Source organism: Stenotrophomonas sp. YJH_SMC_37, assembly GCF_059370035.1.
The window spans coordinates 12,677-37,846 of the sequence record NZ_JCAFTG010000018.1; the positions used below are offsets into that span (position 1 = coordinate 12,677).

Below are 25,170 nucleotides of genomic sequence, written 5' to 3' on the forward strand. Positions count from 1 at the left end.
AGTCACTCGATTACGGGAACGGGGAACAGCTCGGACCCGTATTGTCGCCGGAGCGCCCGGCGGCGGCGATACGCAGAGCAACATGACCGGGTAGTGCCGGCCGCAACCTCCGGATGCCTGGAATGGTGCAGTTGCCGGCCAGCGGCCGGCACTACCGCTTGAGCTGGCGCTTCAGGGTGGCATCCAGCGTGATCGGCCGGTCCCAGTGCTGGTAGCTGGCCACGATGGCATGGCGCACAGCCCGGTAGTGCAGATTGTCCGGCTTGGTGGGCATGCGCTTGACCACCGCCTCCCAGCCGCCCTCCGCGTCCTGGCTGAAGGCACGCACGCTGTCGCGGCAGGTCTGGCCACTGGCCTTGGCCCAGAAGCAGGCGAAATAGATGTCTCCGGCCTGCCAGCCGTGGGTGGTGAACAGCGCGCTGATGTAGCCGCGCGGCACGTCGGCATAGCGCGACACTTCGTCGAGGAAGGCGTCGGGGTAGCGTTCGGCGTAATGGTTGATGTCCTGCAGCTGGGCATCGACCCAGCTGTCGCCGGTGTCCACGTCGTAGGCGCTTGAGCGCTCGGCGGTCTGCTGGGCCAGCACGGTGGCCGGCGCCAGCAACAGGAACAACATCAGCGCGCGCAGTCGGTGGTTCATGCCCCGATTCTGCCGCAGCCGACGGGCCCTGTCAGGCCGCAGCGGCCTTTGCCTCGATCGCCGCCAGTGCGGCCGGCCAGTCGTGGGCGGTATCGGCGGTGACCATGCGCGGCTCGTCGTCGGCCACGCCATGCTGGGTCTCGTGCGCCCACGTCACTGCGTACGGGGTATGCACGCCCCAGCCACCCAGGGTCACCACCGGCTCGATGTCCGAGCGCAGCGAGTTGCCGACCATCACGAAGCGCTGCATCGGCAGGTCGAATTCGGCCAGCACGCGGGCGTAGGTCTCCGGGTCCTTCTCGGAAACGATCTCGATGCGCGGGAACAGCTCGCCCAGGTTGGCGACCTTGATCTTCGCTTCCTGGTGGAACAGGTCGCCCTTGGTGATCAGCACCACCGGGTAGTGCTCGGCGATGGCCGCCACCGCTTCGCGTACACCATCGATCAGCTCGACCGGGTGGCGCAGGGTGTCGTGGCCGATCTCCAGGATGCGCTGGATGTCCTTGGCCTCGATGCGCTGGCCGGTGATGTCGATGGCCGCTTCGATCATCGACAGGGTCATGCTCTTGACGCCGTAGCCGAAGGTGCCCAGGTGGCGCTGCTGCACTTCCAGCAGGTGGCGGGCGGTCTGGGTGTCATGCACGTCGACATAGCGCGACAGCAGGTCAAGGTAATCCTGCTCGGCCTTGCGGTAGTAGTCCTCGCTCTTCCACAGCGTATCGTCACCGTCAAAACCGACCAGGCCGATGGCGCGCGACGGCGCAGGCGTGGGGGTGTTCATCGCGCAAGGATACAGGGGCCATGGTGACGAAAAAACCCGGGCGGCCGAAGCCGCCCGGGTTCCCATACGCCCCGACGCAGGACTTACCTGCCCTGTGCACCCTGCGCTGCGCCACCGGCGCCCGCCTGCTGGGCGGCCACGTAGGCCTTGTACTCATCGGCGCTCAACTCGCCGTCCTTGTTGGTATCGGCCTGGTCGAACACCTGGGCCAGGCCGGCGTTCACCTGCGCCTCGGTCTTGCTGATGGTGCCGTTGCCATCGGTATCGATGCTGGCCCAGGTCTGGCCACCGCCATTGGCCTGTGCCGATGCCGCTGCGGCCGCATTGGTCGCTTGGTCGGCGGCCTGGCCGGCCTGTGCAGCCGCCTGCTGGGCCTGAGCGGCCTCGTTCTGCGCGTGCGCGGCCTGCTGCTTGGCCGACTGGGCCATCGCCGGGATGGCCAGCACGCTGCCAGCGGCGACGATCAGGGCGATCAGGGGCTTGCGGTTGCGAATAGTCATCAGGGGTGTCTCCTACCGATTGGGTGGTGTTGCGCGGCGTGTTGATTCCGCACGGCACCTACCCTGCCACCGCGTTTCTGAATCGATTTTGCGCCGCGACCGGCCCGCACACATGCGATTAACCACTCGCCTCCACGCATGCTTTAGCGCGGTGGTTAGGGTGAAGTGAGTGGCTCATAAGGTGCGCATTCAGCGCCTCTGCATTTAACCGGCAGGCAACGAAAAACCTGCGTCAGTCGACGGTTTTTTCCGATGACCGCGAACTGAACAACACCCATGCAAGAGCAACACCGGCGAGCGCACCGGCGATTTCCAGAACGACACGGCTGCCAAGTTCGTTCGGATCGTGGATGGTGGCCAGGAAGATGCGCGCGTACAGCGGCGATTCCAGCCGCACGATGCCCATGTAGAACAGCTTCCACGCATCGATGCCGGCGGCGATGATCACGGCGATGACGCAGGACCAGCCGATCGCGTGCCCCATCGACCACCGCAGCAGGCGGCACAGCTGCGACCACAGGAGGTACACAAGCAGGCCGACCAGCAGGGCGATGGCGCCCGCTTCCAGGGTGCCGAGCAGGCCGAAGTGCAGGGGAAGGTTCATCGGGTGGGCAGGGATGAAGAGGCGGCCAGTGTAAGGGATCTGCTTCGGGCCCAATCCGGCAGCCACGGTAGATCCACGCATGCGTGGATGAGTCTCCATCGAGATCGAATAATTCGACGATTGAACAAGGAGCAGCCGAGCATGGGCTCGGCTCTACAACGGACCACGTGGGAAACTGTCAGAGGCGGGGCGGTGCCCTGCCGATACCCCTACCGTACCGGAACGTCGTACGCGGTACCGGAATCCGGTTCGGGCTGCAGGGTGTAATGCCACCACTCCTGCGGATAGTTCACGAAACCACGCCGTGCCATTGCCTGCACCAGCTGCTGGCGGTTCGCCTGCTGCACAGTGCTCAGCCCGCTCGTCTGCGTATGCGCACGTGGCCCGAAGAAGTCGAAGTCAGTGCCCATGTCCAACGGCGTGCATGCACCGCTGCGGCAATCCAGCAGGCCCAGATCCACCGTGGCACCGCGGCTGTGGCCGGAGCGTTCGGCGATGTAGCCATCGGCCAGCAGGCGCGGCTTGTCCAGGTCCGGATACTGCTGTGCCTTGCGCGAGAGCTCGCGCGGATCGTTCACCCAGGCCATGAAGGCCTGCACCGAACGCACCGGCCGGTAGCAGTCGTAGAGGCGCAGGCCGAAGCCATCGGCGCGCAGGTCCTGCTCCACCTCGGCCAGCGCCTTCGCCACCGGCGCCAGCAGGTAGCACGAAGGCGCCTCGTAGCCGGGCACGCGCGCGCCGGTGAAGTTGTTGGCGCCCGCATAGCGGATGTCCAGGTCGATGCGCGGCGACAACGTACGGATCTCCACCAGTCCGGCGCTGGCCGCGTCGGTGGCCGGTGAAACGCGCGGTGGCTCAGCGGCGCTGGTGGTCGCTGCCAGGGCAATCGCCAGTACGAGTGAAATGCAGGTCCTGGAAGTCATAGCTGAAGTCGATGTCCGGATCGATGGCGCGCAGGTCGAGTGTCGGTGCCAGGCCTTCACCCGGCTGCAGCCACGCCTGCGCGTCTTCGCCCAGCGTATCCCAGCGCAGCAGCCAGCGCCCCTGCAGCTGCAGCACAGCCCCTTCCAGCCGGGGCGACTTGTCCACGCTGAAGCGCAAGCCGTCCTTGCCCGGGCACAGCGAGGCCGGCCCCAGCCACGGATCGGTGTAGCGGCCCTGCCAGCGCGGCAGATCGGCGTCCGATGTCGGCCGTGCCTCCGACGTCGCCGGCCGCTGATGGCCGCCTGCCGCTCGCATGGCCTGGTCAGCCTTCAGTTCGGCCAGGTACGCCAGCGCCGGACGCGCCTCATCGGGGGCGGTGAAGCGCTTCAGCGCGGCCTGCATCAGGGCCGTGCGTGCGTCCTCGCCTTCGCCGTTGATCAGCATCACCACCCCCACCCGGCGTTCAGGCAGCAGCGCCAGCGACGAGTACATGCCCGACAGCGTGCCGGTGTGCGCCACCTTCCACTGGCCGTCCATGTCAGACACGCGCCAGCCATAGCCGTAGCCGTAGAAATGCGCGTTGTCCCAACGCCGCTGGCGTTCACCCAGCGGCATCGGCATGTGCAGGGTCCACAGCGTACGGCGCTGCTCAGCATCCAACCAGCCAGGTGCCAGAGCGGGATCGAGCAGCACCTGCATCCAGCGCGTCATGTCGCGCAGCGAACAACGGATGCCGCCGGCGGCCATCGACGGCAGGTCCGGGCTGATCGCACCATCGGCGTTCACCACCGTATTGTGGTCGCCACGCCAGGCATGTGGCTGCGCCACGTTGCCGACCCGCTTCACCGACCACGTCCCCACTTGGCAGCGGGTCATGCCCAGCGGCTCGAACACCTGCTCGCGCATCAACTGGTCATACGGTTTGCCACCCGTCGCAGCGGCCAGTTCGCCGGCCACCACGTACATCAGGTTGTCGTAGGCGTAGCGGCTGCGGAAACTGCTGACCGGCTTCAGGTGCGCCAGCCCCGCGATGATGTCGGCACGGGTGAACGCGTTCGGCTCCGGCCACAGCATCAGGTCACCGGCGCCCAGGCCCAGGCCGCTGTTGTGGATCAGCAGGTCGCGCACCTGCATCTGCTCGCCCACCCACGCATCGTGCATGCGGAAGCCCGGTAGATGCCGCCGCACCGGATCCTCCCAGCGCAGCTTGCCCTGCTGCACCAGCCGCGCCAGCAGCGCGGCGGTCATCGCCTTGCTGTTGGAGGCGATCTTGAACAGCGTGTCCTGGTCGATGCGGCCGCCGTCGCCGCGCGCGCCCTCGGCATGCTGGTACACCACACGCCCCTGCTCGACCACCGCCATGGCCAGCCCGGGCAGGTGCTCGTGCTGGACCACGGCGGCGACGTCGGCATCGAGGGAGGCGATGTCGGTCGCCGAAGCGGACGGTGCGGCCAGTGCCGCCGCGACGATCAGCAGGTGGTACATGCGCGCAGCCCCTCCATTGCCCGCGCCGTCACGGTGGACGGCGCGGATCGTGGCCTCAGAAGTTCCAGGTCACCACCAGCTGGGTGTAGCGCGGGGCCTGCCAGCGCGTCCCGGTGGCGAACGTCGCCTCGCGGTACTGGCCGGGCTGCGCTTCATAGCGCTGGTGCACGTTGATGGTCTTCTGGTTGTTGAACAGGTTGTACACCGACAGCCGTGCACTGAGGTCGATGCCCTCCACCGGCAAACGCCAGGTCACATTGGCGCCCATGGTCCAGGTCCACGGCAGGCGACCGAACGCACCGCGTGGGCTGTACTCGAACTGCCGCTGGTTGTACGGGCCGGAACAGTTGGCCACGCACAGCCAGCCGGTGCCACCACCGCTACCTTCGCTGGAGGTACTACCACCGGCGATGGAATCGTTTGGCCACATCACGCCGTAGGCCGTGATGGGACCACCGGACTGCACCTGCAGCGTGGTTCCGAACGACCATTGCTTGTTCAGCGCGTAAGCGGCACGCAGCTTGAACTGGTGGCGGAAGTCGTTGAACAGCACGCCATAGCGCTCGTTGGTGGCCGGATGGTCCCAGAACTGAACCATGCCCGTGTCGCCGTAGTTGGTATCGGAATTCACAGGGCCTTCGAAATTGCCCTCGCTTTTCGACCACAGGTAGGACGCGTTGAACATCCACTTCTCGTCCCATGCACGGTCGATCTGGAACTCCAGTGCCTTGTAGGTGCGCTTGGGCTTGGAGTAACCGATCACCTCACCGCTGCCACCCTTGCGATAACCGCTGTTGGCGGTATCGATGGTGATCCAGCCCTCGTTGGCGCAGCCGATGCTCTTATCACCCCAGATCGTCAGGCTCTCGCCCGGGTTGGCGATCGGCCACAGCGTGCTCGGGGTCGGGCCGCACGGGGTGTAATTGATACGGATGTCGTCCAGCGCACGGGTCATCCGTCGATAGGTGGCGTTGACGCCCCACGACCATGCCTGGTTGATCATGTTCTGGAAGCCCAGGATGTACTCGTCCTGGTAGACCGCCTTGAGGTCGCGATCCACACTCTGGCGCAGGTCGGCACCGCCGGTGTTCATGCGGGTGTCGGTCGGGCCGATCTGCTGGCCGACGATCGGTGCCATGTACGGTGAGCCTGTCGGCGAGGTTTTCCGCTCCCAGCCGTTGAGCACGTAGTAGCTGTATTCGTCAGTGAGGCCACCGGCGAAGTTCACGTTGATGTTGTTGGTAACCGGAAGGTAGTAGCGGCCGGCGTTGCCGAACAGCTTGGTGCTGGCATCACCACGCATGTCCCACGAGAAGCCGACGCGAGGTGCGATCAGGTCATCCATCTTGATGAACGCCTTGCCGGCGGCGGTACGGTTCTCGAAACGGTCCCAGCGCACGCCCAGGTTCAGCATCAGGTTCGGGGTGATGTTCCAGATGTCTTCCACGTACAGCGCATTGGCTTCGGTCTCGAACGTGCCGCCCGACTTGCGGTTGCGCGCACGCAGCATTTCGGTAACGCCAGCCGGTACGTAGGCATTGGCACCGTCCCAGACTTCATCGCCGGGGCGCGCCACGTAGGCGGTGTAGCTCAGTTCGGTCGGGCCGGGGTAGCGGGTGGACTGCTTTGTGGTCATCAGCTCACGGTCGACACCGAAGCGCAGCAGGTGGTCACCCAGCTGCCATTCGAAGTCCAGTCGCGCCACGTCACGGGTATCGTCACGCTCGGCCACTGCCGTGCCCGTGGGGTGGCAGCCTGCGCGCAGGCCCTGCAGCTTGCCCAGGCGCGGGCCGTAGGTACTGTCGGTGAACACGGGGCTGCAGGCCTGATCCAGCGATGAATTGGTGAACGCACGCTGGTTGTTCTGGCCGACCATGGCGCGCGCGGTGAAGTTCTGTCCGAAGTGGCCGGTGTAGGTGGCCGACCAGTTGCGGCCGCCGGTCTCGGTGACCGAATCGCCGCCCCAGGCGCCGAGCTGGTCGGCGTTCCAGTTGTAACCGTACGACGCATTGGTGACATCGCCCTCATCCGAGAACGCCAGCAGCGCCAGGCTGTGGTTGTCGTTGATGTTCCAGTCCAGCTTGGTGCCCCAGAAGCCGTTGCCGGAATCGTTCTTGAACCAGGTACTGCCATCGGACGAGGTGTTGTGTCCCTTGTCGCTGCGGTCTTCGTACATCGCGAACAGGAACAGCTTGTCCTTGACGATCGGGCCGGAGCCCCACACGTTGGTCTTCAGGAAGGAGTTGTTGTCGCGGCTGCCGTAGGAATGCGGGGTGCCGTCGCGGTGGAAATGATCGCCGCCACTGGCGCGCCACGCACTGGGCTCGGCGGTGACTTCAACACCGCCCTCGAATTCGTTGCTGCCCGAACGGGTCACCGCATTGATCACGCCACCGGTGGAGCGGCCGAACTCGACCGAGTAGCCACCGGTCTTGACCTGGAACTCCTTGAAGAAGGCGAACGGCGCGGTGCTGAAGCCGCGACGGGTATACATGTCGGTGACATTCAGGCCATTGATGAAGACCGCATTCTCGGCCACCGATGAACCAGCGAATGACAGGCCGCCGAATGACGAGTTGCCGCCGACCACGCCCGGCGCCATCAGCGCGACCGCAGACAGGTCCTGCGCCACCGGCAGCCGCGAGATCTCCTGGCGGTTGATGTTGAAGGATGTCTCGGTGGAGTAGACATCCACGCGGTTGACCACGCGGGTGCCGACCACCTGCAGCGCATCGAGATTGGTGACGCCGCCGCCACTGGCCAGGTTGACCGTGGTGGTTCCGCCTACTGCCACACTGACAGCAATCTGATCGCCCAGCTTCTGGCCATCGCGGCTGAGCTGCAGCTGGTAGTCACCTACCGGCAGCTGGCCGAGGCGGTAGCTGCCGTCGGCGCCGACGGTGACGGTACGGGTCAGACCCGTACTGTTGCTGACCACGGTCACCTGGTCGCCCGCGGTTGCACGGCCGGCAACTGCGCCGCTCACGTTCTGTGCCATCGCGATGCCGGGCAGCACTACGCCCAGACACGCCCCAAGGGCGACGCACAACGCCGCCCGCTTGATGCTGTAAGCCTTCATCCCCTGCTCTCTCCTGCAAGAATTGAATGGTGTGGAATGCGGTGTGTCGCGCTAGCGTTGCCTGGCTGGCAGTACCCGCCACTGGAAGTCGTAGCTCCATTGGTCGAAGTACAGGTTGCCGCCTGCCCACTCGGTCTCGCCGCGCTGCGAGTCGACCGTTTCCGAACGGAAGTGCTGCTTGGCCGGCACGAAGGGCTGGCCGAAATCGTCGTTGAAGGCGATGCGGTAGCCGTCGAGGCCACCCAGGTAGAAATCGCGCAGTGCAGGCACATCGCTGGCAAGCGCGCCGGTGGTCACGTCCATCGGCAGCCAGCCATACGGCGCCAGGTAGACCTGCCCCCAGTCATGCAGGTTGTTGTAGCCGCTGCCATCGCCGGAGAACACCATGCCCGACTGCCAGCGCGCGGGAATGCCGTTCATGCGCAGCAGCGCGATCAGCAGCAGGGTCTGTTGGCCGCAGTCGGCATGGCCGGCATGCAGCGCGTAATCGCTGATGTTGCTGAGCGTGGAGTATTCGCGCGCACCGGCCCAGGGAATGCGATCCACGGCAGCAAACAGCTTGCGCAGCACTTCATACGGACGTGTCTCGCCCTGCAGTACCTGGTCGGAGAACAGCTTCAGCGCCGGGGTGAAGCGCACATGCGGCAGCTGCTCGGCCAGATAGGGCTTCAAGGCCGGATCAGCCGGGGTTGGCTGTACCTTGGCCGGGTCGATCGCGGTATGCCGGGCGAGGATCGTGACCGCGTAGCGGATCTCGAAGCGCGTCGGCTGCCCAGCCACTGCCTTGGCTTCCAGGTACGCGGTGCGCTGCAGGGTACTGGCCGGTGCCACCCGCGCCTTGCCCGGGGTGCTGCCCAGCCACTGCACCTGTTCCTGCTGCCCGGGGATCTCGCGCGGGTACGGAATCCACGCGCGGATCGTTTCACCGGCGGGCACCACATCGGATTTCACCGTGAGCGACTGGGTGAATTCGTAGCGCTGCGGCAGTACCGACGCCTGGCCACTCTGTTCGGCCGCGGCAACCACGCCTGCGTGGTGGGCGTTGAGCACTTCGTTGGGGCCCGGAGGCGGCATCGGTGCATCCGTGCGGCGGCGCGCGCGTGCTTCGTCGCTGAGCAGGAACAGGTTCGACGGTGCGCGCTTGAAGTACCAACGCTCGCCATCGGTATCGAGATGCTCGATCAGGCCGAGTTGGTCCCAGCGCGCAAATTCCTCGTCGGTCAGATCGGGAATCCAGCGGCGCACGGCCGCCTTGGCCGCGGCCTCGTCGAGGGAAAAATCCAGGCGGATGCGGCGCATGCGCTCGCGCTGGAAGGTCCCCTCGGTGGTATCGCCTGCCGTTGCCAGCAGCGCTTCGGCATCGCTGAAGCGACCGCTGTCGATCAGGTCGATCACCTGCGTCTGGCGCGCCCGCTGCTGGCTGCTATGCCCATCCGTCGCGTGCGTGGCCGACACCCACAGCAGCAACACGGCACCCAGGCCGGCGGCGGCAGTCAGACGCGGTTTGCGAACGGCAGGATCCACAGCGACACTTCCCCAGCGCGGGTGGTAATGGCTGTGTAACACGGGCCGGGATGCCGGTCAATAATTTATTCTTGCTTTCCATGCCGAAAGGAATAAATATTCCAACAGGCATTCGAGGAGGGTGTTCACCGCATGAGCCTGGCTTTCCGCGAACGGCACCGGCATTGGCCGCGCCGCTTGACCCTGGCCCTGTGCCTGCTGGCCGCTCCGGCCTTTGCACAGGCGGCCCCACCGCCCGACCCGGGTGCGCCGCTGCCCTATGTGATCGGCCTGCACGAGGCCTATCTGACCCCGCAGTACTGGGCCGCGCGCCTGGACAACGCCGATGCGCCGATTCTGGATCGCGCGCAGATCGAAGCACAGAACGCGCGGATGCGGGCGCAGGACAGCCACATCCAGGACATCGCCGCACTGCCCGCCCAGCTTGATGCGGCGACGGTTCGCGCCAGCATCACCGCGCTGTCGAGCTGGCCCACCCGCGCCCTCTACAACGACAAGGGCCAGGCGATCGCACCCGCGCTGCGCAGCGCGATCGAAGCCAACCTCGGCCTCGATGCAATCCCTGCCAAGGTGGCACCGGCCTACGGGCTGGTGGTGAAGCGCGCGGCACTGCGTACCTTCCCCACCCGCGAGCGGGTCTTCAGCACTGCCGGTGACACCGACATCGACCGCTTCCAGGAATCGGCACTGTTCCCCGGCGACAAGGTCGCCGTGGTCCACCGCAGCGCCGACGGCCGTTGGCTGTTCGTGCACAGCGAGCGCTACAGCGCGTGGATCGAAGCCGACGCCATCGCCGGCGGCGACAAGGCCACGGTGCTCGGCTACGGCGCAAAGGGCCCGTACCGGATCGTCACCGGCGCCACCGCACAGACCGCCTATACCCCGGAGGAGCCGCGCGTGTCGCGCCTGCAGCTGGACATGGGCGTGCGCCTGCCGGTGCTGGCCGACTGGCCCGCTTCAGAACCCGTGAACGGCCAGCAGGCCCACGCCTCGTGGGTGGTGCAGTTGCCGGTGCGCGAAGCCGATGGCCGCCTGAAGCTGGTACCAGCGCTGCTGCCGCGCTCGCAGGACACCGCCGCCGACTACCTGCCAATGACCCCGCGCCTGCTGCTGCAGCAGGCCTTCAAGTTCCTCGGCGAGCGCTACGGTTGGGGCCACGACTACGACACGCGCGACTGCAGCGGTTTCGTTTCCGAGATCTACCGCAGCTTCGGCGTGCTGCTGCCGCGCAATACCAGTGCACAGGCGGTCAGCCCGGCACTGGATCGCCTGCCGTTCACCGACAAGGTCGGCAAGGCACTGCGCGACCGTGCCGTCACCGACCTGAAGGTCGGCGATCTGGTCTACATCCCCGGCCACGTAATGATGGCCATCGGCCACGTCGACGGCCGCACCTGGGTGATCCACGATACAGCGGGCGGCAGCTGGTTCGGTGCCGACGGCACGCGCGTGCAGGCCCATCTCAATGGTGTTTCGGTCACGCCGCTGGAGCCGATGATGGCCAGCGACACCGTCCGCTACATCGACCGCATCACCAACATCCAGCGCCTGCGGGCCAAGACTCCCGAATGAAGATCACCGCCATCGAACTGGGCATGCTGCGCGTGCCGTTGAAGACACCGTTCAAGACCGCGCTGCGCACGGTGGAAACCGTGGAAGACGTGGTGGTGCTGATCCGCACCGACAGCGGCAACACCGGCTATGGTGAAGCCCCGGCCACCGCCGTGATCACCGGCGATACGCACGGCTCGATCATCGAGGCGATCCGCCACTTCATCGCCCCACGCCTGATCGGCCAGGACGTGGTCAACCTCAACCACCTGTGCACGCTGGTGCAGACCGCGATGGAGCGCAACACCAGCGCCAAGGCCGCGGTGGAGATCGCGCTGTACGACCTGTGGGCGCAGCTGCACGGTGCGCCGCTGTACCAGATGCTCGGCGGCGGCGACCCGGTGATCACCACTGACATCACCATCAGCGTGGACTACATCGACAAGATGGTGGCCGATTCGCTGTCAGCGATCGAACGCGGCTTCGAGTCGTTGAAGATCAAGGTCGGCAAGGACATCGGGCTGGACATCGAACGGGTCAAGGCGATCCATGCCGCCGTGGAAGGCCGCGCCCTGCTGCGCCTGGATGCCAACCAGGGCTGGACCGCCAAGCAGGCGGTGCATGCGATGCGCACGCTGGAGGAAGCCGGCGTGGTACTGGAGCTGCTGGAGCAGCCGGTGAAGGCCGCGGACATCAGTGGCCTGAAGTACGTCACCGACCGCGTCAACACGCCGGTGATGGCCGACGAAAGCGTGTTCAGCCCCAGCCAGGTGATGGACCTGATCCAGCAGCGCGCGGCCGACATCATCAACATCAAGCTGATGAAGACCGGCGGCCTATCCAACGCGATCCGCATCGCCGACATCGCCGGCATCTACGGCGTGCCGTGCATGATCGGCTGCATGATCGAGTCGAGCATCAGCGTGGCCGCAGCCGTGCACCTGGCCGTGGCCAAGAGTGATGTGATCACCAAGGTTGACCTCGACGGTCCCTCGCTGGGCCAGTTCGACCCGGTCAGCGGCGGCGTGCATTTCAACGAATCGGAGATCAGCATCAGCGACGTGCCGGGGCTGGGCATTACTGAGGTGCGTGGGCTGGAGATGCTGGGGTGATTTCTGCCTTGCGGCTGACGTTGCGTGCCACTGGCGCTGGGTCGCGCGTTACTTTTCTTTTCGCGAAAAGAAAAGTAACCAGAAGAAACGCTCCGCCGGCCGCTAGCCGGTGCTACGCACCGGTTCCCTGCGCTCCTCGGCCCGTCGAGGGACGGCGCGGGAACTCGCTACGCTCAGACACCCGCGCCTCTTCGCCCTCGCCGGACCTGCGGTGCCCGGCTCGCTTGAAGGCGGACTCAACGTCAAAAGCAACAACCGCGCTCCGTAACCTCTTCGAGGCTGGAACCCGCTCGACCCATTCCATGACACGCTCTACGCTGCCAGCCGCAACGCGCCCACACATGCCCGGACACCCCGCATGCCGCCCCTGCTGAAGATCCGCACCGAGCGCGGGCAGATGTCGGCCATCGAGCGCCGCATCGCCGACTTCATCCTCGACAACGCCCACCTGCTGCGCGACTACTCGTCACAGCAGCTGGCCAGTGCGCTCGGCATCAGCCAGTCCAGCGTGGTGAAGTTCAGCCAGAAGCTCGGCTTCAAGGGCTACCCGGACCTGAAGTACTCCATCGGCCAGGACGTCGCCCGCGCCGGTGCCGATCCGCAGCAGGCGCCCGACGAACCCGACAGCGGCGATGACTACCTGCGCCTGGGCGAGGCGCTGCGCCGCAGCAAGGCGCAGGCCGAGGAGGAAACACGCCAGGCCAATCCACGCGCGGAGATCGAGCGCATCGTGCAGCTGCTCGACGGTGCGCCCAAGCTGTTCGTGTACGGCCTGGGAGACGACGGCCTGTTCGCCCGCGAGTTTGCCATGCGGCTGTCGCTGCTCGGGCTGCTGGTGGTACCCCACACCGACCCGATCCTGATGCTGGCCAACCTCTCGGCCGCGCGCCCGGGCGATGCGCTGCTGGTGTTCTCCGAATTCGGCAACCTGCCGCAGCTATCCCAGCTGTCGCGCCAGTTCCAGGACATGGGTGGCAAGATGATTTCCATCACCCGCCATACCGCCAACCCGCTGCGCGCGCATGCTGACGCAGCGCTGGTGGTGTGCGCGCACGATCGCACGCCGCAGGTCGCGCAGCTGCTGTACCGTAGCGCCATGCACGCCCTGCTCGATTTCCTGTTCGTGCTGCTCTGCCACACCAATCCGGACCGCCAGCAGCAGCTTGCGGTGAACCTGGAGCGGATCGACCACCTGCTGGATTCCTGACCGGAGCACCTGTTGATGAAATCACTGGTCCGTCTCGCTACCGCTGCACTGCTGCTTGCTACGGCGGTGTCCGTTCACGCGGCGCCGCTGGATGGCGCGCGCCAGCTGATCGTGGTCACCAGCGAAGGCTGGGACAGCACCCAGGGGCAACTGCAGGCCTATGTGCGCGACGGCAAGGGCTGGCACGCGCATGGACAGGCGTTCCCGGTGGCGCTCGGCCGCACCGGCAGTGCCTGGGGCCTGGGCCTGCACCCGGCGCAGGCCGACGGCCCGCAGAAGCAGGAAGGCGATGGCCGCAGCCCGGCCGGCATATTCGCGCTCGGCAGTGCGTTCGGCTATGCCGTCACCCGCCGCGGCACCGCCATGCCCTACCAGCCGATGCTGGACAGCAGCTACTGCATGGACGTGCCCGGTTCGCCGTTCTACAACCGCATCGTTGATGAAAAGAAGGTCGGCAATGCAGCGGTCAAGGGCTCCACCGAGCCGATGCGGCTGGATCTGCACAACAAGGGCGACGTGCGCTACCGGGAGGGCTTCGTGATCGCCCACAACCCGGACAACCAGCCCGGCAAGGGCAGCTGCATCTTCGCCCATCTGTGGCGCCAGCCCGGCGAGGCCACCGCCGGCTGCACGGCCATGCCGCAGGAACGCATGCAGGCACTGCTGGACTGGCTGCGGCCGCAGGACGCGCCGCGTTTCGTGCTGCTGCCGCGCGCCGAGTACAGGCGACTGCAGGCGCAATGGGAGCTGCCTTCATTGAATGGAGACGGCCATTGAGCGCACAGGACGAACCGCAGCTGCAACGCGCGGTCAGCCGCTGGCAGATCGTCGGCCTGTCGATCAACGATGTGATCGGCAGCGGCATCTACCTGCTGCCGGCCGCCACCGTCGCCCTGCTCGGCCCCTTCAGCCTGTGGGGCGTGGTCGCCGCCGGCATCGTCGTGGCCTTGCTGGTGCTGTGCTATGCGCAGGCCGCCAGCTACTTCGATGAACCCGGCGGCAGCTACCTGTATGCACGCGAGGCGTTCGGGCGCTTCGCCGGTTTCGAGATCGGCTGGATGATCTGGCTGACCCGCATCAGCTCGGCGGCCGCACTCAGCAACGCGCTGGCCGATGCCGTCGCACGCTTCTGGCCGTGGGCCGGCGCCGGCATGGGGCGCATCGCGGTGATCGTGGTGTCGCTGGGCTTCCTGACCGGCGTCAACATCATCGGCGTGCGCTCGGCCGCGCGTACCGGCGTGGTGCTGGTGATCGGCAAGATGCTGCCGCTGCTGCTGTTCGTGGCCATCGGTGCGTTCTACATCGACCCACAGCTGGCCTTCTCCGGCCAGCGTCCGGACCCGCATGACCTGCAGCGCATGGGCGAAGCCGCCTTGCTGCTGCTTTACGCCTACGCGGGCTTCGAGAACATCCCGGCCGCTGCCGGCGAGTACCGCAATCCGCGTCGCGATATTCCGTTCGCGCTGATCACCATGATCATCACCGTCACCGTCATCTACGGCGCGGTGCAGGTGGTGGCACAGGGCACGCTGGGCGGCCTGGCCAGCTCGGCCACGCCGCTGGCCGATGCCGCTGCCGGCTTCGGCGGCGAAGCACTGGCGCTGATCCTGACGGTCGGCGCCACCATCTCCATCCTCGGAACCAACAGCAACACGATGATGATGGGCCCGCGCTTCCTGTTCGCACTGGCCCGCGATGGCTATGGGCCGAAGATCCTGGCGCAGGTGCATCCGCGCTTCCACACGCCGGCCGCGTCGATCCTGTGCCAAGGCCTGATCGCGCTGGGCCTGGCCCTGTCCGGTTCGTTCGTGCAGCTGGCCCTGCTGTCGATGACCACGCGCCTGTTCGCCTACATCGGAACGGCCGCTGCGGTACTGGTGCTGGCCAAGCGCTATGCGGACCGGCCGGGCGCACTGAAACTGCCGGGTGGCCCGCTGATTCCGGTACTGGCGCTGCTGCTGTGCCTGGCCCTGTTCGCCAGTGCCAGCTGGCAGAACATCGCAGCTGCACTGATCGCGTTCGCCATCGGCGCGGTGATCTACACGCTGCCGCGCAAGGATGCCGACGCCGGATGACCGATAGCGCCGGGCCATGCCCGGCGGATTGATCTGGTGATCACGCTGCCGGACCGGGCCGTTAACCGCCACGCAGGCAGGATCAGGCTTCGTCCACAACGGAGCCTTCCATGACCGAGTACCAGATTCCCGGCCGCGTACCGGACGACAGCACGCCGCGCGATGCGGTCAGCAACTACTGGCGCGAGCGCTACACGGCCGAGCCGTACTACGACGACCAGCTGTTCTTCGAGGACTACGAGCCGGCCTACCGCATCGGCCACGCCGCGCGTGCGCAGGACACGATCCGCGCCTACGAACAGGTCGAAGCTGAACTGGAGTCGCGCTGGGCCAGCGAGCGTGGCCGCAGCCGGCTGGAATGGGCGCAGGCGCGCAATGCCGTGCGCCGTGGCTGGGACGAAGCGCACCTGGCGGACCCGCTGTTGAAGCGATAGCGCCATGCTTCTGTAGAGCCGGGCCTACGCTCGGCTCTCGCACCACGTCTGTAACGTCGAGCCATGCTCGACTGAGCCGAGCATGGCTCGGCTCTACACCGGATCGATCATTCCTGTTCCGGCAGCGGCGGCACGATCGCGCTGTGCTTGCTCCCGCCACCACCGGCGGCGATCAGGTCGCGGGTGTTCTTCTGCACGGCCACCGCGCCGAACAGCGACAGTGCATACGCCATGCCGTAGAAGCCCTTCTCGCTCGGTGCCAGCGTGGCATTCCACAGGCCAACCAGCAGCAGCATCAGCGCCGACAGCAACGCGAACCAGCACAGCGCGTAGTACAGGCCACTCACCGCAATGCCTTCGACGCGGTCGCGCACGCTCTTCTGCAGCGACACCGCCGCGAACAGGCCGAACAGCAGCAGGGTCAGGTAGTAGCCCTTTTCGTTGAGCGCCATCGTGGCGTTGAACAGACCGATCAGGTAGGCCGCCGCACCCAGCAGCAGGGCCACCCATGAGGCGGCGATGAAGGCGGTGGAGGGCTTGTGGGGCATGGCAGTGTTCATTGCAGATCCTTGGCAGGCAGACGGGCACGCTTTGCCCGGGCGTGCCCACCCTAGACGATCCCGCCGCGCTCGCACAGGGGTCGCAGGACCTTCGGGCCACGACGCTCACGGCGCCGGTGGTATACAAGGGACAGCCCGGCCATCCGCATCCCCGCACTGGAGATACCCATGACCCGCACGCCCCTGCTGCTCGCCCTCGGCCTTGTGCCGATCCTTGCCACCTCCGCCTGCAATGCCGCCGACCCGGCCGCCAACGGCGCCCAGACCGCAGCGCCCGCAGCCTCCACCACTGCCGACCAGCGCCCGTTCACCGCCACCGAAATCAGCCGCTTCGACCAGCCGTGGGCGATGACCTTCCTGCCGGACGGCAGCCTGCTGGTCACCGAAAAGCGCGGCAAGCTGCAGCACCTGGACCTGGCCAGCGGCCAGAAGCATGAGATCACCGGCGTTCCGAAGGTCGCTTACGGCGGCCAGGGTGGCTTCGGTGACGTGATCCTGCACCCGCAATTCGCGAGCAACCACGTGATCTACCTCAGCTATGCCGAGGAAGGCACGCTGGACACCCGCGGCGCTGCCGTGGCCCGTGCCACGCTGGCGCTGGACGCCAACGGTGCCGGCCAGCTGAAGGACCTGAAGGTGATCTGGCGACAGAGCCCGAAGGTGAGTGGTGAAGGTCACTACGGCCATCGCCTTGCTTTCGGCCCGGACGGCAAGCTGTGGATCAGCTCCAGCGAGCGCCAGAAGTTCGATCCGGCGCAGGACATGGGCGGCAACCTCGGCAAGATCATCCGCCTCAACGATGGTGGCAGCCTGCCCGCCGACAACCCGTTCGCCTCGCAGGGCGGCGTGGCCGCGCAGGTGTGGTCACTGGGCCACCGCAACATCCTCGGCATGGCCTTTGATGCCAACGGCAAGCTGTGGGCACACGAGATGGGCCCGGCCGGCGGTGACGAGCTGAACCTGATCGTGCGCGGCGCCAACTACGGCTACCCGATCGTTTCCAATGGTGACCATTACGACGGCCGGCCGATTCCCGACCACGACACGCGCCCGGAATTCGCCGCGCCGAAGGTGACCTGGACGCCGGTGATCTCGCCGGCCGGCTTCGTGATCTACAGCGGCAACCTGTTCCCGCAGTGGAAGGGCAGCGGCTTCATCGGCGGCCTGTCCTCCACCTCGCTGGTGCGCGTGGCCTTCGACGGCGACAGCGCGCGCGAAGCCGAACGCTTCAACATGGGCGAGCGCATCCGCGAAGTGGAACAGGGCCCGGATGGCGCCCTGTGGCTGCTGGAAGACGGCAGCAAGGCGCGCCTGCTGAAGCTCACCCCGAAGTCCTGATGCCCGCCGGTGCCGGCCGCTGGCCCGCACCTGGATCCTTCCGACATCCTGCGGTTGCCGGCCAGCGGCCGGCACCACCTTGCCAAACGGCCCCGCACGCGGGGCCGTCTGCGTTTACTGGATGGTGATGACCTTCACCTCGGTCTTCGTGCAGGCCTGGTCCAGGCACTGGCCGCTCAACCACACCTGGCCGCTGCCGATCATCACGCCCTGCTGGTTGACGAACACCTTGCCGAAGTCCTGCCCGGACACTGCCTTGACCACCTCCGGCGTGATGATCTTCTCGTAGTTGCGCTGGAACTCTCCGGGGCCGGAGATCTTCTTTCCGCCGCTGATGTTCAACGGGAATCGCACTTCCTCGACCACCGCAGCGCGATCCCCGCCGACCACGGCGGTCTTGAACGCATTGAAGACCTTCTCGAACTGCGCGGCATCGCCAAGCAGCGACTCGATGCGCGCACGCGCGTCCTCGGCGGGCGCCTCGGCTGCCGGTGCGGGCGGTGCTAAGTCGGCGGGTCCAGCAGCCGGCGCTGTCGGTTCAGCGGCAGGCGTCGCTGCCGCGCTGGCCTCCATCGGCGGCGGCGCATCCGCCGCAGGCTCGGCCGGCGGTGCCGCCGGCTGCGAACAGGCGGCCAGCATCAGGGCGGGAATCAGGTAGGCCATCCGGCGCATGCGCGCACTCCATCGAAACAGGAGGCCCGATGGTAGCGCCGCCACAGTGACGGCAACAAAAAGGGGACGGAGGGGATTAAGTCGTTTGTGCCACTAACGACTTAATCCCCTCCGTCCCCTTTTTCTTCAATCAGGCCTTCAGCAGTTCGAACTGCACCGCTTCGCCAGCCGCCGAGGACGCGCACACCCACAGGTCGAACAGGCCCGGCTCGGCACGCAGCACGCCATCGCGGCCGGTAAACGCCAGCTGCTCGCGGGTCAGGGTGAACACCACGTCGGTCGACTCGCCCGCCTGCAGTGCCACCTTGCGGAAGTCCTTCAGTTCGCGCACCGGACGCACGCGGCTGGCCACACGGTCGTGGATGTACAGCTGCACGACTTCCTCGCCAGCAACGCTGCCGGTGTTGGTCAGCGTGGTGGTGATGGTCAGGGTGTCGTCCCAGCCGAGCTGTGCAGTGCTCAGCTGCGGCACGCCGTAGGCGAAGGTGGTGTAGCCGATGCCATGGCCGAACGGGTACAGCGGTTCGTTCGGAATCTCGCGCCAGCGGGCCTTGAACTCCGACATCGTCGGCAGTTCCGGGCGACCGGTGCGCGGGTGGTTGTAGAAGTACGGCTGCTGGCCGGACACCTGCGGGAAGCTGACCGGCAGGCGGCCGGACGGGCTGTAGTCGCCGAACAGCACATCGGCCACGGCATGGCCGGTCTGCGTGCCCAGGTACCAGGTCACCGCCACAGCCTGTGCATTGCGCACCGCGCCCTGCAGCGCCAGCGCGCGGCCATTGCGCAGCAGCACCACCAGCGGCTTGCCGGTCATCGCCACGGCCTCGGCCAGCGCCTGCTGTGCCGGCGGCAGGGTGATCTCCACGCGCGACTGTGCTTCGCCGCTGTAGCGCTGCGGTTCGCCCAGCGCCAGCACCACCACATCGGCGCGCAGCGCGGCAGCCACCGCCGCTTCGGTACCGCCCGGAATGGCCGCTTCCAGTTCGCAGCCCGGCACGATTTCCAGCATCGCTTCGTCGCCGATGGCGGCACGCACGCCGGTCTCCAGGTCCACGTAACGCTGCTTGTCGCCGAACAGCGTCCAGCAGCCTTCGATGTTCTCGCGGTCCTGCACGAACGGGCCGATCAGCGCGATCTTCTGCCCGGTCTTCTGCAACGGCAGCACGTTGTCGCGGTTGTTCAGCAGCACGATCGAACGCCGCGCGGCGTCGCGCGACAGTTGGTCATGCGCGTCGAGGTACGAGGTATCGGCTTCGCGTGCCGGGTCAAGCGAACGGTACGGGTCGTCGAACAGGCCGATGGTTTCCTTCAGCCACAGGATGCGCCGCACGCCCTCATCCAGCACCGCCATCGGCACCTCGCCGCTCTCGACCAGGCCCGGCAGGTGCTCAGCATAGAAGCCGCTCTGCATGCTCAGGTCCAGGCCGGCGGTGAACGCCTTGGCGGTGGCATCGCGGTCGTCGGCGGCATAGCCGTGGGCGACCAGCTCCATGTCAGCGGTGTAGTCGGAGATCACCACGCCCGGGAACTTCCATTCGCCGCGCAGGATGTCGGTCAGCAGTTCAGCGTTGGCACTGGCCGGCACACCGTTGATGTCATTGAACGAGGACATCACGGTGATCGCGCCGGCGTCGAAGGCGGCCTTGAACGGTGGCAGGTGCACGTCGCGCAGGGTCTGCGGCGAGATGTCCACCATGTTGTATTCCATGCCGGCCATCACCGCGCCGTAGGCGGCGAAGTGCTTCGGCGTGGCCAGCAGCGAATCGGCGGCGCGCAGGTCGCTGCCCTGGAAGCCGCGCACGCGGGCGGCGGCGAACGCACAGCCCAGCACCACGTCCTCACCGGCCCCTTCGGCGCCACGGCCCCAGCGCTGGTCGCGGGCGATATCCACGGCCGGGGCGTAGGTCCAGTGCAGGCCAGCGGCCGTGGCCTCGATGGCGGTGGCGCGCGCGGTGCGCTCGGCCAGGTCCGGCTCGAAGCTGGCGGCCTCGCCCAGCGGAATCGGGAACACGGTGCGCATGCCGTGGATGACGTCGGCGGCCAGGATCACCGGGATGCCCAGGCGGCTCTCCTCGGTGGCGACCTGCTGGATGCGACGGCCCAGCTCGGCGCCCACGCCATTGAACAGCGAGCCGACCTTGCCCTCGCGCACCTGCTGCAGCACCTGGTCGGCATTGCGCACGTTGGCTTCCGGGTTCACGTCCGGGGCGAACGGGCGGACCATGTCCGCGAAGACACCCAGCTGGCCGACCTTTTCCTCGACGGTCATCTGGGCAATGAGGGATTCGATGCGTTCGGAGGCCACCGGCAGTCCTTGATGAAAACGTTTACAAGCCCGGCATTCTAGCGATCCCGAGCCATTTGGCGAGAGGTTTCTTCATTCAGTTTCAGCCACCAGCGGGGTCCGTATGGCTCCGCCGGGGCCACCGCAGCTTACTCCGAGCCGGCCAACCGGCGCTGCCCGGCCATCAACATGGCGTCGCTGGACGCCTGGAACACGCGCAGCCCGAAGGCTGGCAGGATCGCCAGCAGGTGGTCGAAGATGTCCGACTGCACGGCCTCGTACTCGCCCCAGGCGGTGCTGCGGGTGAAGCAGTACAGCTCCAGCGGCAGGCCCTCGGTGGTCGGCTGCAGCTGCCGCACCAGCAGGGTCATGTCGGTATGGATGCCCGGATGGCTGCGCAGGTAGCGCTCCACATACGCGCGGAACGTGCCCAGGTTGGTCACCCGGCGGCTGTTGACCTCGGCCATGCCCTGCTCGCGCAGGCGCCCGTTCCACTGCCCCAGTTCCTGTTCCTTGTCGCGCAGGTAGTCGCGCAGCAGCGCGAACTGGCCGAGGAAGGCCAGGTCGCCCTCGTCCAGGAAGCCGACGCTGTGCTGGTCCAGGTACAGCGCGCGCTTGATCCGGCGGCCACCAGCTTCCTGCATGCCGCGCCAGTTCTTGAACGACTCGGTCACCAGCTTCTTGGTCGGGATGGTGGTGATGGTCTTGTCGAAGTTCTGCACGGTGATGGTGTGCAGCGCGATGTCGATGACGTCGCCGTCGGCGTTCTGGCTGGGCATCTCGATCCAGTCGCCGATGCGCACCCGGCCATCGCCGCTGATCTGCACGCTGGCCACCAGCGACAGGATGGTGTCCTGGAAGATCAGCATCAGCACCGCCGTGGCCGCGCCCAGGCCGGTGACCAGATAGCGCAGGTCGACGCCCGCCAGGGTGGCAACGATCGACAGGCCGGCGATCACGAAGAGGACGATCTTGGCGACCTGCAGGTAGCCCTTGATCGGCTTGTTGCGTGCCTCGGGGCGGCGCTCGTACAAATCGTTGGCCGCATCCAGCGCATGCGAGATGGCCAGCACCACGGTCAGGATCGCCCACGCCTGGCAGGCGCCGATGATGAAGCTGACCAGGCCCGGCGGCAGGTCCGGCACGATGCGGATGCCCGAGGCGATCACCTGGCTGGGCACCACGTTGGACAGGCGCGAGATCACCCGCATCAGATGGCTGCCGCGGCCGGTGTCAGCGCCGGGGAGGCGGCTGAGCAGGCGCCGCAGGCCACGCAGCAGGATGCGCTTGGTCACCCAGTTGGCCAGGCCGGCCGCGATCAGCAGCGCCGAGATCATCAACGCCAGGTAGGCGCCGGGATAGGGTTCCAGTGTGTTCTGCAGCCGTTCCAGCCACTGTACCGCCACCACCGCATCCACCATCAGTTGTCTCCTGTCTGTTTCGTTGTTGCCAAGGTTGCTGGCCAGCGGCCGGCACTACCGGGGTTTCCCGCCGTCAGCCGGATTTACCGGGTCAGTCCCGCGAGCGTTCGATGATCACGCCCACCGCGCGCGCGCCGCGCACCGCGCCCGGTTTGCTCAGCTTCAGGCGCAGCCACTTCACGTCGAATTCGTCCAGCACGATCTGCGCGCAGCGCTCGGCCAGCGTCTCGACCAGGCCGAACTCCGACTCGCGCACGAACTGCTCCAGGCGCTTGCTCACCGCCTTGTAGTTCAGGGTATGGGCGATGTCGTCCGTGGCCGCGGGGCGACGGTTGTCGAAGCCCATTTCCAGGTCGAACACCAGGTCCTGGCGGATCCGTCGTTCCCAATCGTAGATACCGATCAGGGCGTCGATCGTCAGCCCTTCGATGAAAACCTTGTCCATTGCGCTTACCCGCCCGAATACAGGCGGCCATGGTAACGGCACGGCGGTGAGCCTGCCCGGAACGGGCGATGGATGGCCGGCACGGGGCGGGCCCGGAAAAGACAAAGGGCCCCGCTAGCGGGGCCCTTTGGTACTACCGTTTGTCCCCAGGGGGAGCTGGAATCCAGCCGCGAGTCCCGGTGGCGCAGGCACGCAGATTAGGCAAGGACCAGATCGCCGGTCAAGGCCAAATCCGACAGGACAGGTCAGGTATTCGTCCGAGGCAAAACGCAGAAAATCAGCCGCGCGGACAAGGACGTTCCCTGATGGTCGTCGCCGCCCACTCTCGCGAACATCGATCCCTCCTTCACCACCGCACATGACGATGGCTCCATACGATGTACTGCGGCGCGCGTTGTCAGCGGAGCGTCTGTCTACTTACGAGAGAATCGCATTGACCTGCGGCCCCGACGTCACAGCCGAATCCCTCTACCTCTGGAACATGCGGCTGTGCAGTGCACTGATGATGCCGGTCCATCTGTGCGAGGTGGTCACCCGCAACGCCGCGGCAATGGTTCTTGTTCGGCAGCACGGTCCACGTTGGCCCTGGAATGATGCCTTCAGACGCAGGCTGCCAACTTCGTCCAGTACTTCTCCACGCACGGCACTGGAACAACTTGCCAGTCGCGCAAGCGATACACCTGAAATCGTCGCCAACCTGCCTATGGTGTTCTGGCAGCAGCTATTCACATGTCGCTTCGATTCCACGCTGTGGATACCGGCACTCAGCGGAGTCCTGCGACATGCGCCTTGCGCCCACCCCAGTGTCATCCGGAAAGCCATCCACGCGGATATTGGCCGCATCCGCCACCTGCGCAACCGCATCGCCCATCACGAGCCCATCCTCGAGCGCGACATCGGCGCCGACCTGGCCGCGATCGGGCGGCTGATCCATGCCCGCTGCCCACACACCCTGGGCTGGCTGCAGCGCCATGAGCGGGCGACAACCGTGCTGGCGGCGTCGCCGTTGGCAGTGCATCGGTAATGCGTCCGCCGGGCATGGCCCGACGCTATCGGTTCACACCGCCGGCAGGGTCGCCATGTCCCAGCGCGGGGTCACATCCACCTTCGGCGGGCTGTGCTGGCCAGCCTGCAGCCGCAGCGCGCCAGCGAAGGCGATCATCGCGCCGTTGTCGGTGCACAGTGCAGGCCGCGGGAAGCAGGCGCGGCCGCCGAGGCGCTCGGCCATCTGCTGCAGGCGGGCGCGCAGGCGCTTGTTGGCACCTACACCGCCGGCAACCACGATCACGTTCGTCCCGGCCGCTTCCAGCGCGCGCTCGCACTTGATCGACAGGGTCTCGACCACCGCGTCCTCAAAGCCCCGGGCAATATCGGCGCGGGTCTGCTCGCTCTGGTCGCTGTCGCGCCAGGCCATCAGGACCTGGGTCTTCAGGCCGGAGAAGCTGAAATCCAGCCCCGGGCGGTCGGTCATCGGCCGCGCGAAGCGGTACGCGCCCGGCGTGCCCTGCTCGGCCAGCCTGGCCAGCTGCGGGCCGCCCGGGTACGGCAGGCCCATCAGCTTGGCGGTCTTGTCGAAGGCCTCGCCAGCCGCATCGTCCAGGGTTTCGCCCAGCAGCCGGTACTGGCCGATCGCATCCACCGCCACCAGCTGGGTATGGCCACCGGACACCAGCAGCGCAACGAACGGGGCCTGCGGCGGGTCGTCTTCCATCAGCGGTGCCAGCAGGTGCCCTTCCATATGGTGTACGCCGACGGCCGGGACCTCCAGCGCCCAAGCCAGTGATCGGGCCACGCCCGCACCCACCAGCAGCGCGCCGACCAGGCCGGGACCGGCCGTATAGGCGACGCCATCGATATCGCCTACACCCAGACCGGCGTCGGCCAGGGTCTGGCGCACCAGCGGCAGCAGCTTGCGGACGTGGTCGCGGCTGGCCAGCTCGGGCACCACGCCACCGTATTCGGCGTGCAGGGCGATCTGGCTGTAGACCGCATGGGCGCGCAGGGCCGCGCTGCCGGCCAGGTCGGTGTCATACACCGCCACGCCGGTCTCATCACAGGAAGATTCGATGCCAAGGACTCGCATGCCTGCTATTATGACGCCCCTGCCGGCCCCTCGGGGGACGTGCAGATCTCACTGCTTTCGAACCGCCGGCCCGTATTCAGGGTTGGCCGCTTGCAGTTTGTCGATTCGCCGCTATAATGTGCGGCTCGCCGGGCGTGACCCGGTTCTACTGTGTCCCGGAGATTCCATGCCCAGCGTCAAAGTCCGCGAGAACGAGCCCTTCGAGTTTGCTCTTCGCCGCTTCAAGCGCACTTGCGAAAAGGCCGGTGTGCTGGCCGAAACCCGCAAGCGCGAGTTCTACGAAAAGCCGACCCAGGAGCGCAAGCGCAAGGCCGCCGCTGCTGTGAAGCGTCAGCTGCGCCGCTCGTCGCGCGACGTCACCAAGCGTCAGCGCCTGTACTGATCGGACGCATCTTCATTGCGGCGGGCCTGCCTGTCGCGATGGAGCCGAAGCCGGCACGCGCGAGCGTCG

At 66.7% G+C, this 25,170-nt stretch carries 23 protein-coding genes; 9 read left to right on the forward strand and 14 right to left on the reverse strand.

Annotation, left to right across the window (positions count from 1 at the left end):
* Positions 1 to 151 precede the first annotated feature (151 nt).
* The 8 genes from AC5P8J_RS18610 to AC5P8J_RS18645 form a co-directional block, all read right to left on the reverse strand.
* Positions 152 to 640: a hypothetical protein gene (locus AC5P8J_RS18610; RefSeq protein ID WP_495217032.1), complete on the reverse strand. Its 489-nt coding sequence runs from the start codon at positions 638 to 640 to the stop codon at positions 152 to 154.
* A gap of 31 nt (positions 641 to 671) precedes the next feature.
* Entirely contained in the window at positions 672 to 1,421 is a 750-nt protein-coding gene (locus AC5P8J_RS18615; protein WP_053499038.1) for an HAD family hydrolase, read from the reverse strand.
* An 83-nt stretch (positions 1,422 to 1,504) separates the two neighbouring features.
* The gene (locus AC5P8J_RS18620; protein ID WP_005407824.1) at positions 1,505 to 1,921 is read right to left on the reverse strand and encodes an EF-hand domain-containing protein; all 417 of its coding nucleotides are present in this window, start codon (positions 1,919 to 1,921) and stop codon (positions 1,505 to 1,507) included.
* Positions 1,922 to 2,153: 232 nt separating this feature from the next.
* Positions 2,154 to 2,525 carry a hypothetical protein gene (locus AC5P8J_RS18625; protein ID WP_049413267.1) on the reverse strand — a complete coding sequence of 124 codons (372 nt, stop codon included), beginning with the start codon at positions 2,523 to 2,525 and terminating at the stop codon, positions 2,154 to 2,156.
* Between the two features lie 209 nt (positions 2,526 to 2,734).
* Positions 2,735 to 3,448, reverse strand: coding sequence for a M15 family metallopeptidase (locus tag AC5P8J_RS18630; protein WP_495217033.1), 714 nt, complete (start codon positions 3,446 to 3,448; stop codon positions 2,735 to 2,737).
* On the reverse strand, positions 3,381 to 4,934 hold the full coding sequence (locus AC5P8J_RS18635) for a serine hydrolase domain-containing protein (protein ID WP_447901386.1): 1,554 nt from the start codon (positions 4,932 to 4,934) through the stop codon (positions 3,381 to 3,383). Before AC5P8J_RS18635 ends, AC5P8J_RS18630 begins: the two co-directional genes overlap by 68 nt.
* Positions 4,935 to 4,989: 55 nt before the next feature.
* Positions 4,990 to 8,013: a TonB-dependent receptor gene (locus AC5P8J_RS18640; RefSeq protein WP_495217034.1), complete on the reverse strand. Its 3,024-nt coding sequence runs from the start codon at positions 8,011 to 8,013 to the stop codon at positions 4,990 to 4,992.
* A 51-nt stretch (positions 8,014 to 8,064) separates the two neighbouring features.
* Positions 8,065 to 9,537, reverse strand: coding sequence for a transglutaminase-like domain-containing protein (locus AC5P8J_RS18645; protein ID WP_227854380.1), 1,473 nt, complete (start codon positions 9,535 to 9,537; stop codon positions 8,065 to 8,067).
* A 132-nt stretch (positions 9,538 to 9,669) separates the two neighbouring features.
* Here AC5P8J_RS18645 and AC5P8J_RS18650 point away from each other — a divergent pair, with 132 nt between their 5' ends.
* From AC5P8J_RS18650 to AC5P8J_RS18675, 6 genes are all read left to right on the forward strand, one after another.
* Positions 9,670 to 11,109, forward strand: coding sequence for a C40 family peptidase (locus tag AC5P8J_RS18650; protein ID WP_483017508.1), 1,440 nt, complete (start codon positions 9,670 to 9,672; stop codon positions 11,107 to 11,109).
* Entirely contained in the window at positions 11,106 to 12,200 is a 1,095-nt protein-coding gene (locus AC5P8J_RS18655; RefSeq protein ID WP_005415027.1) for a dipeptide epimerase, read from the forward strand. The genes AC5P8J_RS18650 and AC5P8J_RS18655 overlap by 4 nt, the downstream gene beginning before the upstream one ends.
* Before the next feature lie 358 nt (positions 12,201 to 12,558).
* Positions 12,559 to 13,407, forward strand: a complete 849-nt coding sequence (locus AC5P8J_RS18660; protein WP_019662204.1) for a MurR/RpiR family transcriptional regulator — start codon at positions 12,559 to 12,561, stop codon at positions 13,405 to 13,407.
* Between the two features lie 15 nt (positions 13,408 to 13,422).
* On the forward strand, positions 13,423 to 14,184 hold the full coding sequence (locus tag AC5P8J_RS18665) for a L,D-transpeptidase family protein (RefSeq protein ID WP_134731188.1): 762 nt from the start codon (positions 13,423 to 13,425) through the stop codon (positions 14,182 to 14,184).
* On the forward strand, positions 14,181 to 15,482 hold the full coding sequence (locus AC5P8J_RS18670; protein ID WP_134735023.1) for an amino acid permease: 1,302 nt from the start codon (positions 14,181 to 14,183) through the stop codon (positions 15,480 to 15,482). Before AC5P8J_RS18665 ends, AC5P8J_RS18670 begins: the two co-directional genes overlap by 4 nt.
* Positions 15,483 to 15,592: 110 nt before the next feature.
* Positions 15,593 to 15,916 carry a hypothetical protein gene (locus AC5P8J_RS18675; RefSeq protein ID WP_494540284.1) on the forward strand — a complete coding sequence of 108 codons (324 nt, stop codon included), beginning with the start codon at positions 15,593 to 15,595 and terminating at the stop codon, positions 15,914 to 15,916.
* 107 nt (positions 15,917 to 16,023) lie between these two features.
* On the opposite strand, the gene yiaA is transcribed toward AC5P8J_RS18675, so the two are convergent.
* Positions 16,024 to 16,476: an inner membrane protein YiaA gene (gene yiaA, locus AC5P8J_RS18680; RefSeq protein ID WP_171953321.1), complete on the reverse strand. Its 453-nt coding sequence runs from the start codon at positions 16,474 to 16,476 to the stop codon at positions 16,024 to 16,026.
* A gap of 168 nt (positions 16,477 to 16,644) precedes the next feature.
* Here yiaA and AC5P8J_RS18685 point away from each other — a divergent pair, with 168 nt between their 5' ends.
* Positions 16,645 to 17,814 carry a PQQ-dependent sugar dehydrogenase gene (locus tag AC5P8J_RS18685; protein WP_134735024.1) on the forward strand — a complete coding sequence of 390 codons (1,170 nt, stop codon included), beginning with the start codon at positions 16,645 to 16,647 and terminating at the stop codon, positions 17,812 to 17,814.
* A gap of 114 nt (positions 17,815 to 17,928) precedes the next feature.
* Here the strand turns inward: AC5P8J_RS18685 and AC5P8J_RS18690 are convergent, their stop codons facing one another.
* The 4 genes from AC5P8J_RS18690 to folB all read right to left on the reverse strand — a co-directional run bounded on the left by AC5P8J_RS18690 (position 17,929) and on the right by folB (position 22,636).
* Positions 17,929 to 18,486 carry a hypothetical protein gene (locus tag AC5P8J_RS18690; protein WP_134731193.1) on the reverse strand — a complete coding sequence of 186 codons (558 nt, stop codon included), beginning with the start codon at positions 18,484 to 18,486 and terminating at the stop codon, positions 17,929 to 17,931.
* Positions 18,487 to 18,616: 130 nt separating this feature from the next.
* Positions 18,617 to 20,791 carry a glycoside hydrolase family 3 N-terminal domain-containing protein gene (locus tag AC5P8J_RS18695; RefSeq protein WP_134731195.1) on the reverse strand — a complete coding sequence of 725 codons (2,175 nt, stop codon included), beginning with the start codon at positions 20,789 to 20,791 and terminating at the stop codon, positions 18,617 to 18,619.
* A 128-nt stretch (positions 20,792 to 20,919) separates the two neighbouring features.
* A complete protein-coding gene (locus AC5P8J_RS18700; RefSeq protein WP_494540283.1) occupies positions 20,920 to 22,191 on the reverse strand; it encodes a mechanosensitive ion channel family protein in 1,272 nt (423 codons plus the stop codon).
* Positions 22,192 to 22,282: 91 nt separating this feature from the next.
* Positions 22,283 to 22,636, reverse strand: coding sequence for a dihydroneopterin aldolase (gene folB, locus AC5P8J_RS18705; RefSeq protein WP_005415016.1), 354 nt, complete (start codon positions 22,634 to 22,636; stop codon positions 22,283 to 22,285).
* A gap of 358 nt (positions 22,637 to 22,994) precedes the next feature.
* Here folB and AC5P8J_RS18710 point away from each other — a divergent pair, with 358 nt between their 5' ends.
* Positions 22,995 to 23,660, forward strand: coding sequence for a hypothetical protein (locus tag AC5P8J_RS18710; RefSeq protein ID WP_494540282.1), 666 nt, complete (start codon positions 22,995 to 22,997; stop codon positions 23,658 to 23,660).
* 33 nt (positions 23,661 to 23,693) lie between these two features.
* Here AC5P8J_RS18710 and tsaD read toward each other — a convergent pair whose 3' ends face one another.
* Positions 23,694 to 24,719, reverse strand: a complete 1,026-nt coding sequence (gene tsaD / locus AC5P8J_RS18715) for a tRNA (adenosine(37)-N6)-threonylcarbamoyltransferase complex transferase subunit TsaD (protein ID WP_058981476.1) — start codon at positions 24,717 to 24,719, stop codon at positions 23,694 to 23,696.
* A 166-nt stretch (positions 24,720 to 24,885) separates the two neighbouring features.
* Here tsaD and rpsU point away from each other — a divergent pair, with 166 nt between their 5' ends.
* Positions 24,886 to 25,101 carry a 30S ribosomal protein S21 gene (gene rpsU / locus AC5P8J_RS18720; protein WP_002808376.1) on the forward strand — a complete coding sequence of 72 codons (216 nt, stop codon included), beginning with the start codon at positions 24,886 to 24,888 and terminating at the stop codon, positions 25,099 to 25,101.
* The last annotated feature ends 69 nt before the right edge of the window (positions 25,102 to 25,170 follow it).